Origin of the sequence: Rhodovulum sp. P5, assembly GCF_002079305.1 — a bacterium.
Taxonomy (GTDB): Bacteria; Pseudomonadota; Alphaproteobacteria; order Rhodobacterales; family Rhodobacteraceae; genus Rhodovulum.
Window position 1 is genome coordinate 3674421 of the sequence record NZ_CP015039.1, and the last position, 13194, is coordinate 3687614.

At 67.4% G+C, this 13194-nt stretch carries 10 protein-coding genes and 1 tRNA gene; 5 read left to right on the plus strand and 6 right to left on the minus strand.

The features are described 5' to 3' along the window. Positions 1-70 precede the first annotated feature (70 nt). Genes RGUI_RS17440 through RGUI_RS17450 form a run of 3 tightly spaced genes read left to right on the plus strand, consistent with a single transcriptional unit; the run spans position 71 to position 3204 of the window. Positions 71-589 carry a TRAP transporter small permease subunit gene (locus RGUI_RS17440; RefSeq protein WP_081535289.1) on the plus strand — a complete coding sequence of 173 codons (519 nt, stop codon included), beginning with the start codon at positions 71-73 and terminating at the stop codon, positions 587-589. Next, on the plus strand, positions 586-2121 hold the full coding sequence (locus RGUI_RS17445; RefSeq protein WP_081535291.1) for a TRAP transporter large permease subunit: 1536 nt from the start codon (positions 586-588) through the stop codon (positions 2119-2121). Before RGUI_RS17440 ends, RGUI_RS17445 begins: the two co-directional genes overlap by 4 nt. Positions 2122-2139: 18 nt before the next feature. Beyond that, positions 2140-3204, plus strand: coding sequence for a TRAP transporter substrate-binding protein (locus RGUI_RS17450; protein ID WP_081535293.1), 1065 nt, complete (start codon positions 2140-2142; stop codon positions 3202-3204). A gap of 79 nt (positions 3205-3283) precedes the next feature. Here the strand turns inward: RGUI_RS17450 and RGUI_RS17455 are convergent, their stop codons facing one another. From RGUI_RS17455 to RGUI_RS17470, 4 genes are read right to left on the minus strand one after another with little or no spacing between them, the layout of a single operon-like run. Further along, entirely contained in the window at positions 3284-3865 is a 582-nt protein-coding gene (locus RGUI_RS17455) for a membrane integrity-associated transporter subunit PqiC (RefSeq protein ID WP_253798594.1), read from the minus strand. 4 nt (positions 3866-3869) lie between these two features. Then, positions 3870-5954: an MlaD family protein gene (locus RGUI_RS17460; RefSeq protein ID WP_081535295.1), complete on the minus strand. Its 2085-nt coding sequence runs from the start codon at positions 5952-5954 to the stop codon at positions 3870-3872. Next, positions 5951-6553, minus strand: a complete 603-nt coding sequence (locus RGUI_RS17465; protein WP_081535297.1) for a paraquat-inducible protein A — start codon at positions 6551-6553, stop codon at positions 5951-5953. Before RGUI_RS17465 ends, RGUI_RS17460 begins: the two co-directional genes overlap by 4 nt. Before the next feature lie 14 nt (positions 6554-6567). Further along, a complete protein-coding gene (locus tag RGUI_RS17470) occupies positions 6568-7230 on the minus strand; it encodes a paraquat-inducible protein A (RefSeq protein WP_081535298.1) in 663 nt (220 codons plus the stop codon). Positions 7231-7542: 312 nt separating this feature from the next. Between RGUI_RS17470 and RGUI_RS17475 the strand changes: the two genes are divergently transcribed. Both RGUI_RS17475 and RGUI_RS17480 read left to right on the plus strand, forming a co-directional pair. After that, positions 7543-8751 (plus strand): META domain-containing protein, encoded by a 1209-nt coding sequence (locus RGUI_RS17475; protein ID WP_172841181.1) that lies wholly within the window; start codon positions 7543-7545, stop codon positions 8749-8751. Positions 8752-8792: 41 nt separating this feature from the next. Next, a tRNA-Leu gene (locus RGUI_RS17480) sits at positions 8793-8876 on the plus strand. A 55-nt stretch (positions 8877-8931) separates the two neighbouring features. On the opposite strand, the gene RGUI_RS17485 is transcribed toward RGUI_RS17480, so the two are convergent. Together RGUI_RS17485 and RGUI_RS17490 are read right to left on the minus strand one after the other, a co-directional pair. Further along, on the minus strand, positions 8932-12033 hold the full coding sequence (locus RGUI_RS17485; protein ID WP_081535302.1) for an efflux RND transporter permease subunit: 3102 nt from the start codon (positions 12031-12033) through the stop codon (positions 8932-8934). A 12-nt stretch (positions 12034-12045) separates the two neighbouring features. Beyond that, positions 12046-13191 carry an efflux RND transporter periplasmic adaptor subunit gene (locus RGUI_RS17490; RefSeq protein ID WP_081535304.1) on the minus strand — a complete coding sequence of 382 codons (1146 nt, stop codon included), beginning with the start codon at positions 13189-13191 and terminating at the stop codon, positions 12046-12048. Positions 13192-13194: the final 3 nt, after the last annotated feature.

The window sequence follows — 13194 nt, forward strand, 5'->3', positions numbered from 1 at the left end:
GTGGGTTTTGTGGCATGGCATGCGTCGGGCGCATTGCGGGACGCGTGCGGATGTGCCAAGGGAGCGCGCGATGACGCGCCCTTCCGCCATAGCCGCCTATCTGGCCTTCTGTCGCTGGCTTGACCGGATAACCCTTGCGATCAGCATCGGTGCCGGTCTGTTCCTGACCGGCGCGGGGCTGGCCATCGTTGTCATGCGCTATGGTTTCGGTGTCGGACGGGTGGAGTTGCAGGACGCCGCGGCCTATGCCTTTGCCGTTCTGCTGGCTTTCAGCCTGCCGGTGACGCTCGCCCGCGACGGGCATGTGCGGGTGGAGGTGATCTCCGAACGCCTGCCGGCCCTCTATCTGCGGGTCGCGGATATCCTGGCCTTTGCCCTGTTCCTGATCCCGGTCTTTGCGCTGATCCTGTGGGCGGGGTGGGCAGACCTAAGCTATGCGTGGGCGATCCGCGAAGGTGCGATAGAAACGGGCGGCTTGGGTGGGCTCTATCTGGTCAAGACGGCGCTGCCTGTCGCGGCGGTTCTGATGATCCTTCAGGGTCTCGCGCGGCTTCTTGCCCCGCGCACAGACCGGGCAGGTGACGCGTGACCGGTGAGGAAGGCTTCCTGCTGGCCATGGGGCTGGGGCTGTTCGCGGGTATCCTCAGCGGTATTCCGGCGATGTTGGCGATTGCGGGCGTGCCGCTTGTCACCGCGCTGATCGGCGCCTGGGCCGGTGTCTTCGATCTTGGCTTTCTGAATTTCTTTCCGGCCCGCGTCTGGGGCGTGATGTCGAACCGCCTGCTGATGGCGGTGCCGCTGTTCGTGCTGATGGGCGTGCTGCTGGAAAAGGCGCGGCTGGCCGAACGCATGCTGGGCGTTCTGGGGCGCATGACCGGGGGCGCGCCCCGTGGCATGGCGCTGGGCGTTCTGGCCTTTTCGACGCTGATCGCGGCGGCGACCGGCATCATCGGGGCGACGGTCGTGATGCTGGCCCTGATCAGCCTGCCGGCCATGCGCGCGGCCGGTGTGGACAAGCGGTTGGCCGCGGGTCTGGTCTGTGCTGCGGGCACGCTGGGGCAGGTGATCCCGCCCTCCATCATTCTGGTGCTGCTGGGCGACCGGATCGGCAATGTGTATATGGAGGCGCAGCAGGCCGCCGGCAATTTCGCACCCGACCCGGTGTCGGTGGGCGATCTGTTTGCCGGGGCGATGCTGCCGGGGCTGGTGCTGGTGGCGTTCTACGCCGTCTATGTCGCGATCCGCTTGCGCCCTGTGGCCGTGGCGGTGCCGCAGGCGCCGGTGCCTGCGGGCGAAATCCTGTTCACCTTCCTGCCGCCGATCCTTCTGATCCTCGCGGTGCTGGGCTCGATCCTGGCCGGTGTCGCCACAACGACCGAGGCTGCGGGGCTTGGCGCGGTGGGTGCGCTGCTTCTGGCCGCGCATCAGGCCGAAACGTTCCGGGCGGGGCGCTGGCTGATCGTGGCGGCGGGTATCTCGGCACTGGGTCTGGTCGGCATGGGCATGGCCGGGCTGGGGCGCGCCGCGCTCCATACGCTGCCGGGCCTTCTGGCGCTGGGCGCGGCGGGGGTGATCGCACTCGGCACACTGGCCGCAGCGGCCCGCCTTTGGCAGGCGCGGCTGCTGCCGCAGGCGATGACTGACACGGTGCGTATCTCTGGCATGGTGTTCGGCATCGTGGTCGCGGCCTCGCTTCTGTCGCTGGTGTTCCGGGGCTTCGGCGGTGACCGGCTGGTGGCGCAGGCGATGGAGACCCTGCCCGGCGGCACGATGGCCGCCGTGGCGCTGGTGATGGCGCTGATCTTCTTCCTGGGGTTCCTGCTGGAGGCGGTGGAGATCATCTATATCGTCGTGCCGCTTCTGGGCCCGCCGATCCTTGGCGCCGATATCTCGCCCGTCTGGTTCGCGGTGCTGATCGCGATGAACCTGCAGACCAGCTTTCTGACACCGCCGTTCGGGTTTGCCTTGTTCTATTTCCGCTCGGCCGCGCCGGCGGATATCTCCACCCTCGACACCTATCGGGGCGTGGTGCCATTCGTGCTGTTGCAGTTGGCCGCGCTTGGCGTACTGATAGCCGTGCCGGAGCTTGCGACCTGGCTGCCGGGGCTGATTTTCCGATAAGGTGAAAAGGGGACAGACATGCATCGCAGAACCTTCCTGAAGACCGGCGCCGGCGTGACCGCGGCCGGGGCGGTGGCCAGCCCGGCGATTGCCCAAGGCAAGATCAGGTGGAACCTGCCGACCGCGTTTCCCAAGAACGCACCGGGCGTTGGGACAAACGTGCAGAACTTTGCCGCCCGCGTGGCCGAGATGTCGGATGGCCGGCTGACCTTCACCGTCTATGGCGCGGGCGAACTGGTGCCGCCCTTCGGGGTGGAGGACGCGGTGCAGCAGGGCAACGCGCCCGTGGGCCATGGCCCCACCTACTACGCGGCCGGGAAGAACCCGGCGCTGCACTGGTTCACCGGTGTTCCCTTCGGGATGACCTCGAACGAACATGTGGCGTGGCTGCGCTGGGGCGGCGGGCAAGCGATCTGGGATGAAATCTATGCCCAGCGGAACCTCAAGCCGATCTATTCCGGCAACTCCAACACCCAGTCGGGCGGCTGGTTCAAGAAGCCGGTGGAGTCGGTCGAGGACCTGAAGGGCCTGAACATGCGCATCGCGGGGCTGGGCGGTGAAATCTACCGCAAGCTTGGCGTCAATGCCGTTCTGATGCCCCCGCCGGAGATCTTTCAGGCGCTGCAATCGGGCGCTATCGATGCGGCCGAATGGGTCGGGCCGATGCTGGACCAGGCCTTCGGGCTGCAGAAGATCAGCGATCTGTGCTACATGCCGGCCTTCAACGAACCCGGGGCCGGTCTGGCGGTTGTGTTCAACGCCGATGCCTGGGCGGAACTGACGCCCGATCTGCGCGCGATCTGCGAATCCGCCGCGCTGACCGCCGCGCTGGAGGTGCAGGCCCAGTTCGACTATTTCAACGCCAAGGCCTTTGCCGAGTTGAAAGCGCAGGGCGTGACCTTCCTGTCCTTCCCCGACGATGTCGTCGCTGCGCAGCACGCGGCCTGGGACGAGGTGCAGGACGATCTGGCGCTGAACAATCCCGATGTTGCGATGGTGCGCGAAAGCTATGACGCCTATCTGGCGCAGGCCCGCGATTATGCCGTGGCGATGGCCTTGCCGCTGCTGGCCGGGCGGGGCTGACCCGAGGCCGTGAAAACGTGGCCCGGCGCAGATGTGCCGGGCAGAGCCGTATCGGCGTTCGGTGCCGTCCGCGGCGTGCTCAGCGCAGGCCCTTGCGCACGATGATTTCCGACATCTCGCGCACGGCTTGTCCGCGGGCCGCGGCGATGGCCGCAGGGCCACCCTCGGCGGCCAGTGGAACGGTCACATCGAACGCGCCTGCCCGCGGGCGCCCGCCCATGTCGGGGGCGACGAAATACTGGCCGCTCAGGCGGAACTGGCCGCTGTCGGTCGCAAGCATCTCGGCAACGCGGATCTCAAGAACGGCCTGCGCGCGTTCGGCAAAGGGCCACGGTTCGGCGGCAACCCGGGCCCCCGTCATCCTGCCGATGGACCGGGCCACGTCGCCCGTCATGGCCCGCACCGGATCATCCGCCCACAGAACAAGGGGCGATGACTTGAGCGCCCCATCCGGCCCGAGGATGTGAATTTCTTCCGACGCGGCATAGGTCGGAAGCGACACGTCCCGCACCGCCACGGTGCCATAGGCAATCGCGATGCGCGTGGTTTCGACCGGGGCAGGGGGCACGATGAACCGCGACGGGTTGCCCGCGCATCCCGACAGGGCCAGCACCGCCACGGCGACCCCGGGCAAGACAAAACGGAAGGGCATCTTGGGCATCGTCCTACCTTCTGAACAGGGATCGGGAGTCGCGTTCCAGCGCCTTGGCAAGAGAGGCCACCGCCTCCGCCGCGCGCTGAACCTCGCGGATGGCAAGGTCGAGATCGCGGCCAAGACCTTGCGAGGCGTCATAGCCGCGGATGGTGCTGGCGGCTTGGTCCAGCACGATCTCGGTCCGGCGCAGGACCTCTGGCAGATCGCCGGCCGCGGCCGAGATGTCATCCGCCGCCGACCGGGCGGAGGCCATGGTCGCATTGGCATTCTCGATCACGCCGCCTTCGCGCACGCTGCGCAGCACCTTGGCAAGTTCATCCAGCGCGGCGGACAGATCCTCGGGCAGGGCGCGCGCGGCATCGGTGTCGATCAGCCGGTCGGCGCTGTCCAGAAGGGCCGAGGTGCGCGCCGCAAGCTCGTCCAGCGGCAGGCCCTCGGCGGTTTCGGCAATACCCGTCAGCCTGCCGACCAGATCGGGCAGGCCCGCCGTCGCATCGCTGACCGACTGTGCCGCCTCGGCGGCATTGTCCATCGCCGCGGCCAGATGGCTGGCCGCCTCTCGCGCCTCAAGTTCCGCGACCAGCGCATCCAGCCGCGCAACCGTGCCCGAGATCCGGCCGGGCAGCGCTTGCATGTCCTCCGACCCGACAAAACCCTGAACATCGGCCAGAACGGCGCCGAGATCGACGGGGATGGCGCGGATGTCCTCGCTCCCGGCAAGGCTGCTGACGCTGTTTAGCGCATCGATCGCGCTTTGCATCAGCGCCTCGATCGGCAGGGCGTTCACCCGCTTGTAAAGCCCTTCCGCGGTGTCGGCGACGTCCGAGATATTGCTTGGCGCCGTGGGGATCAGGGGGTTCGGCTCAGCGTCTGCTTCCAGGGCGGCCGGGACGGCATCGTCCAGCTGGATCAGTTCCACCTTCAGCCCCCCGGTCAGGATCGAGGCCGTCGCCAGCCGCGCCCGCAACCCGCCGGCCACGCGGGTCTCAAGATAGTCGAGCGCGGTTTCGGCGGTCACCTCGTCGGCCAGGCCAAGCTGGCCGGGCTCTATGGCGAGCGTCGTGGCAAGGCGGACATCGTTGTCCCCGAACCTGTCCTCATCGACGATGCCGTTCAGCGCGGTAACCTGGCCCACCCGCAGCCCGCCCAGATCGACCGGCGCGCCGACTGTCAGGCCCGCGACGTTTTCCGAAAAGATCGCGGTCAGGGTCAACAGGTCCCCATCGCCCCGGGCGAAGACGCTGGCGCGTGCCGTCGCCTCGTCGGCATAAACCTCGAACGTGGTTCCCGCCGTGACCCTGTCCCCGCCCGACACGACCGTCTGGAAGGTGATCCCGCCAGACAGCATCGCCGCGAGAGAGGAGAATTCCACCCGCGCGCCGCCCGGCCCCAGAGAGAAACTGACCCCGGACTGGTTCCAGAACCGCGTCGCGGTGGTGATCAGGCGGTCATGGGGGGCGTAGATGATCGCCTCTGCCTCGACGGTCGCACCGTCGCCGGTGATCTGCGCCTTGCCGATGCGGCCGACCTCGATCCCGCGATAGACGATGGGCGCGGCCTCCGACAGGGCGCTGGTCCCGGCCGCGCGCAGCCGCAGCCGCAGCCCGTCGCGCCCTTCGCGGTTCAGCGGGGCATCGGGGGAAACCACATGGCGGGCGGAAAACCCGCCCGGGGTCTGATCCCATATCCCTTCGATGAAGATCCCCGACAGGACCGTGTTCAGCCCGGTGACGCCCTGCGTCGTCACCTCTGGCCGGACAACCCAGAACGCGGCCTTGTCATCGACATAGTCGGCCACCTCCTTTTCCATCCGGACGCTGACCAGCACCTTTCCCAGGCCTTCGGTAAAGGCGACCTTTTCCACCACACCGACCGTCACGTCGCGATAGCGCAACTCTGTCTGCCCCGCGCGAATGCCAGAGGCATTTTCGAACACCAGTTCCAGCAAGGGGCCCCGGTCGGCATAGCTGTGCCATGCCACGCCAAGGGCGATGGCAAGGGCCAGAGCGGGGACCAGCCAGACGATGGAGAGACGTTCCAGCAGGCTCTTCCGGGCCGGTTCCACGGGCGTCATCGGGGGCAGGTCGGCACTCATGGCGCGGGCTCCCGCGATGGGGGGGCGTCGAGGTCCCAGATCATCCGGCTGTCAAAGCTTTCGGCGGCCAGCATCGTGAAGACGACCGACAGGGCGAAAAACAGGCTGGCAGGCCCCGGCGTGATCGACGCCACAGACCCCAGTTGCACCAGCGAGGACAGGATCGCCACGACGAACACGTCGATCATCGACCAGCGCCCGATATACTCCACCAGTTCGTAAAGCTGCTGCCGCCGCACGCGGCCCAGCCGGGCGGGCCGCCGCACGCTGATCGCAAGACCCGCAACGGCAACGAACTTGCCGACCGGGATCAGGACAGAGGCCGTCAGGATCACCAGAGCGATCACCCATGCCCCGTGATGGGCGATTTCGATGGCGCCGCCGATGATCGTGGCCTCCTGCGTGGTCACAAGCGTATGGGTGCGCAGCATCGGGTACATGTTGGCGGGGATGTAGCAGATCAGCCCGACCGACCACCATGCCCAGACGCGCTGCAACGTCTTTGGGTCGCGCGAATGCAGCGGATGACCGCAGCGCCCGCAACGGGCCCGGCCCTGCGGCCAGACCCGCGTGCAGCGCTTGCAGGCCACAAGGCCCATCTCGCGCGCGGTTGTTATCTTTCCAGCGATTTCCATACCGAGTACCGGCACATGAACGTGTCTTGCACCACAAGAAGAATGACGAGGCCCGAGAACATCCAGAACGCCGGGCCCAGGTGAACCTCTGCCAGATCGGCGATCTTGACCAGCGCGACGGCGCAGCCGATGGCAAAGATCTCGGCCATCGACCAGGGGCGCAGGGTTTCGGTCAGGCGAAAGGCGTGAATGGCACCGGGGGCGGGCGGGCGGTTCAGAACGACGGGTGTCAGAACGTAGATCAGCAACAGCGCGCGCAGAACGGGGATGAACACGATCACCGCCGCCACCGCCAGCGACAACCCGATCAACAGCCCCGAGGCCGAAAAGGCGAGGGCCGCGTCGAGGATCGAACTGGAATGGCTGCGCCCGCCGACCTCGATCCCCAGAAAGGGTGTCACCGTCGCGGCGATCACAAGCACCACGACCGCCAGCGACACCGCGATCAGACGTTGCCCGGCCTGCCGGCGCGGCGCGATCAGAACCGTGTGGCAGCGCGCACAGACCGCGCGTTCCCCCGCGGCCGGCTGCACCGCGCGATAGACCGCATCGCACTGCGGACAGGCCAAGAGGTCGGACAGATCGGGGGCGTCCGGGGTCTGCGAAAGGGGGGCGACGGAGGGCTGCGGTATCTCTGCCATTCTGGCCAAGGGTGTAAGGAAGGGCGTATCTGACAAATGCCTTGGCTTCAGCATAGGGTGGAAACGGGGTTGTTCCAGCCCTTTCGCGCGATAGGGGTATTGCCCTGTCATCGCCCCCGGTCATTGCCCCGGTCATCGCAATGTGTCTTGACCGGAGGAGTTGGACAGGCACGCTGCGGATATGTGCGTGATCCTTGCCCCAACTCCACTTGCGTCGCTGGAACGCTTGGCGCGCCTCCGCCGCTTTCCCCTGAGGCCGCCCCGGGTTCACGCAACCCATCGTTCCCCACCCGGTTTGAGGACATTTACAGCATGCGATTCCTTTCTGCCTTTGTGATCTTTCTGGCTCTGCCCCTTGCCGCTGTCGCCGCGGACGCCCGCGCCATCACCGGCAGTGTGACCTATCGCGAAAAGATCGCGCTGCCGCCGGGGGCCGAGATGCTGATTCAGTTGCGGGACCCGAAGGGGCAGGTGATTGCGACGGCAGGCCAATTGACCGACGGACAGCAGGTGCCGATCCCCTTCGCCGTTGAGGGACCGGCCGGCAAGGCCCTGACCCTGCGCGCCGCCCTGCGCGAAAACGGCCGCATTCGCTGGCTGAGCGCGCCTGTTGACGTAGAGGCGGGCCCGGCCCCCGCCGTTCTGGGCCCGGTGATCCTGCGCGGCTTCACGCCGATGGGCTATGTTAGCACACTCTCCTGCGGCGATATCACGGCGGAGGTCGGTTTCCTGGGTGACGCGGCGCGTCTGCGCGTGGGCGGGGCATATATCGACCTTGTCCCGACGCGGACCGCGTCGGGCGCGCGCTACATGTCCGAAACCGATCCCGGTACATGGATCTGGACAAAGGGCGATGTCGCGCTTCTCAGCCTGAGCGGGGCCGAACTGCCGGAATGTCAGGCGTTGCTGCCCCGGGAAAGCTATGTCGCCCGGGGCAACGAACCGGGCTGGCATGTGGAGATCGCGGGCGGTCAGATGCACTTTGTTACCGACTACGGGCAGAGTGAAACGACCGTCCCCCTGCGTGCGCCTGTGACGGTGGACGGCGCCCGGCGTTATGCCGATGCCGGTCTGTCGTTGACCCTGCGCCAAGCGCTGCACCGTGACGACATGACCGGCATGCCCTATCCTGATACCGCTGTGATCAAGACGGGGGGCAAGATGCTGACAGGGTCCGGCGGCGATCCCGCCGATCTGCTGACCGCGCATCCTTGGACCGTTGACCGGATCGAGGGCGTGCCGGTAATCCCGGACTTCCCGGTCACGCTGCGGTTAGAGCCGTCGGGCAAGGTCTCCGGCCGGCCCGGCTGCAACACGTTCAGCGGGAGCTATGATCTGACCGGGGAGGGGTTGCGCTTTGGCCCCGCCGCGATGAGCATGATGGCCTGCATCCCCGAGTTGTCGGCGCAGGAAGACCGGTTCATGGCGGCGCTGCGCCGCGTGGACCGGTTCGATATCGCCGACGACGGCAGCCTGATCCTGATCGCTGCTGGCACGCCGGTCATCTCGGCGCATCGCTGACGCTTTCCAACCGCGCGCGGCGGGGCTAATGTGCCGGTCGCGCCCGCGTGGTGGAATGGTAGACACAGGGGACTTAAAATCCCTAGGCTTCGGCCGTGCCGGTTCAAATCCGGCCGCGGGTACCACAGGCAAGGCCAAGCCATTGGTTTCGTTGGGGTGCCAGCCGGCGCCCCTTTCCCCTTAGGCCGACAGGGCTTCCTCCAGTTCCCGGGCCAGACGCCTTGTTTCCTCTGCCCGCGGGGGGGAGAACCGGGCGAGCAGCAGATAGGCCACCGGGGTCAGGTAGAGGGTTGAGACCGTGGCAAGACCCAGACCGCCGACGATCACCCAGCCCAGCGCCTCCCGCGCCTCGGCCCCCGCGCCGGTGGACAAGATCAGCGGCACGCCGCCCAGCACCGTCGAAGTCATGGTCATCATCACCGGCCGCAGGCGGATGGTCGACGCATCGAAGATCGCCTTGGCGACGCTTTCGCCCCCGTCGCGCAACTGATTTGCGAATTCCACGATCAGGATGCCGTTCTTGGCCATGATCCCGATCAGCATCACCAGCCCGATCTGGGAATAGACATTCAGGCTGAGCCCGGTGAACAGAAGCGCGAAGACCGCGCAGGCCAGCCCCAGCGGCACCGTCGCCATCACCACGATGGCCGAAACGAAGCTTTCGAATTGCGCGGCCAGCACAAGAAACACCACCGCGATGGCAAAGCCGAAGATCAGCGCCAGCCCCGTATTGGTCTGATCCAGCGTCGCGGCCTCCCCCAAGGGCACGATCCGGTTTTCCTCTGATAACAGGCCCTCGGCCAGTCGTTCGACCTCCCGCAGGGCATCGCCAAGGGCCAGATCGGGCGTCAGCCCGGCAGAGATTTCGACAGAGCGGTTCTGGTCCTCCCGGTCAAGCTCCGGTGCGACGGCGCGTTCCTCCAGCCGCACGAAGCTTGACATCGGTACCATCTGGCCCGCGGCGGTCTTGACGAAGACGTTCTCCAGATCGCCGGGATCGTCCAGCGGATCGGAACTCGACAGCACCTGCACATCGTAATTCTGGTCGCCGATGAAGACCGAGCCCACGCTGCGCCCGTTCAGCACCGCGCGCAGCGCCTGACCCAACCCGGTGATGTCGATCCCGAGATCGGAGGCCCGGGTGCGGTCGATCTCGACGAACAATTGCGGCTGGGTGCGTTCGTATTCCAGCCGGACCGAGCCGAAGGCGGAGTTCTCTTCCATCCGTTCCACGAGTGTTTCGGAGATATCGGCCAACTGGTCGTAGCTGTTCCCGGTGATCGCAAAGCTCAAGCCCCGCCCGGCGCCCCGGATGCCAAGGGAATTCGGCTGGATCACGAAGGCCCGCACCCCCACGATGCCGCGCAGGCGCCGGTTGATGTCGTCCACGATATCCTGCTGGCTGCGCGCGCGGTCGTCCCATTTCGCCAGCGTCAGCACCATGAAGCCGCGATTGTCCGCCCCGAAGCCGGAGATCGAGAAGATGTTGGTGACCTCACCGCTGTCGCGCAGGGGGGCCACGGCATCCTCGATCAGGCGCATCTTGCCCTGGGTATAGTCCAGCGACACGCCCTGCTGGGCCGTGATCCGCATCAGCGCGACGGCCCGGTCCTCCCGCGGGGTCAGTTCCTGCCGCAGGCCGCCGGCCACCAGGGCCGCGGTTGCCGCGAACAGCACCGCCGCCATCAACACCACCAGTGGCATCGCCAGTGCCCAGCGCAGCGTTCGTGCATAAAACGCGGCCAAGCGAGCACCCAGCCAGCCGATGGGGCCGGGTTTGTGGTTCATCTCTCCGGTAAGCAGGCGGCTGGCCAGCACCGGGCAGAGCGTTAGCGCAACGACCGAGGAAATCGCGACCGCCATCGCCAGCGTGAAACCGAATTCCCGGAACAGCCCGCCCGCCTGCCCGGGCAGGAACGACAGTGGCACGAACACCGCGGCCAGCGTCGCGGTTGTGGTGACGACCGCAAAGAACACCTGCTTGGTGCCCAGAACGGCGGCGGCGCGCACGCCGATCCCTTCGGCCCGGCGGCGCACGATGTTTTCCAGCACGACGATGGCGTCGTCCACCACAAGCCCCGTGGCCAGAACCAGCGCCAGAAGCGTCAGGATGTTGACGGAAAAGCCCGCGACATAGATCGCGGCCAACGTGCCGATCAGCGCCACCGGCATGGTCAGCCCGGGGATCAGCGTGGCGCGCAGGTTGCGCAGGAACAGGAAGATCACCAGAACCACGATGCCCACGGCCAGCCCCAGCGTCTTCAGCACCTCGGCAATCGCGCCCTTGACGAAGACCGCGTCGTCGGAGGTGACGAAGATTGAGATGTCATCGGGCAGGGTGCGGTCAAGTTCTGCCACCGCGGCCCGCACCGCGCGGGAGATATCCAGCGTATTGCTGCCCGCCTGCCGCACGATCCCCATGCCCACGCCGGTCTGGCCGTTGGCGCGCAACAGCGTCTCGTTCGGGGCGGGGCCAAGGCTGACGCTGGCGAAATCGCGCAGATAGACATCGGGGGCGACCAGCAGGGCCTCGAACGCCTCGGCAGAGGCGACCATGGCCGTGGTGCGCACGTTGATCGACTGGCGTTCCCCCGACAGATCGCCGGCGGCCGCGTTGAACCCCGCATCGGACAGTGCCGTTCCGATATCGGCCAGCGTCAGTCCGCGGCTGGCCAGCCGGGCAAGGTCGATATCGACGCGGAAGATCGGCTCCGCATCGCCGTAGACGGTGACATCGGCCACCCCCTCGACCGAGACGAGGCGGTCCTCCACCCGTTCCTGCACGATCTCGGTCAGTTCGTGGGGGGAGCGGCGCGAGGACGTCACCGCGATCCGCATCACCGGCTGGGCGTCGGCATCGGCCTTGACGACCTCCGGGTCCTCTGCGCCTTCGGGCAGGTCATCGGCGATGCGGGCGACCGCCTCCCGCGTATCGGTGGCGGCGACGTCGATATCCACGCTTTCGGCGAATTCCAGCGTCACCCGGCTGCGTCCGAAGCGCGAGTTGGAGGAGATCGACCGGATCCCCGCGACCCGGCCCACCGCGCCCTCGATCCGGCCGGTGATCTCCTGGTCGATGGTTTCCGGCGCGGCCCCGGGGAAGCGGGTCGTCACTGTCACGACCGGCCGGTCGACATTGGGCAATTCGCGGATTTCCACGCCGAAGAGCGCCGCAAACCCCGCCAGCACGATCAGCGCGCTGACCACCAGGGCAAGGATCGGTCGGCGCACGAACAGGGCCGGGCCACCCCCTTCCGCCGCGCGTGTCGCCTGTTCCAGCATCCTCGGCGCCCCTTACAGCGTTTGCGCTTTGGCGGCGTCGGGCAGTGCCGCCCGCGGCTCGACGATGCTGACCTCGGCGCCCTCTCGCAGGCTTTGCACGCCTTCGGTCACGACCTTGTCGCCGGGCGCAAGCGCGGCCTCGACCAGCACCGCATCGGCGTTGCGCTGGCGGATCGTCACCGGCACGCGGGCGGCTTTCCCGTCGCGAACCACCCAGACATAGGCGCCCGCGCTCGACCATTGCACGGCAAGCGGGTCGACCCGCGGCAGGGTCTCTCCGGGGAAGCTCAGCGCGACCTCGAAGGCCATGCCGCCGCGCAGCCGGTCGCCGGAATTGTCCAGCCGCCCCTGCACCCGCAGCGTCCGGCTGCTGCTGTCCACGATGTTGTCGACCGCATGAACCGCACCGGTCAGCTCCAACTCTGGCAGGGCCAGCGGCCGGGCGGCAAGCGGCATGCCGGGCGCGACCCGGTCGACCACGCGGGCGGGCACATGAAAGTCGATCAGGATCTGCGACCGGTCGGTCAGCGTGACAAGGCTGTCACCGCTCGACACTCGGTCGCCGACCGCGATGTCCAGAACGCCCGCCCGGCCGGCAAAGGGTGCGCGCACCATGCGCTCGGCCAGATCGAACTCTGCCTGCCGCAGTTCCAGTTCAGCCGTGCGCAGGGCCAGATTGGCCTCGCGCCGGCGCACCTCGGTCACCGCGCCGCTGGTTTCCAGCCGCTCCACGCGGGCGGCCTCGTCCCGGGCATCCTCCAGCACCAGCCTTGCGCGTTCCACCGCGATGCGCTCTGCCTCATCGTCGAAGCGGACCAGCATGGCCCCCGCCGCCACCGGGTCGCCATCGGCCAACCCAAGTTCGACCACCTGCCCGGTGACCTTGGCCCGCAAGGTGACCGTGCGCAGCGCCTTGCCATCCCCGATGGCGATGACCCGGTCGCGGATCCGGCCTTCCTCGACCTCCTCAACCACGACAGACGCAGCCCCGCGCGATCGCCGCCCGCCGCCCGCCTGTTCCGGGGACGGGGGTGTCACCCCGAGGACGCCCAGCACGCCGACCCTGTCCAGCAAGGGCAGGGCCGAGGGCACATAGATGACCCATAACGCCAGCGTGCCCGCGACAAGCACGAACGAAAGAAGAAGTTGCCGAACCATGTC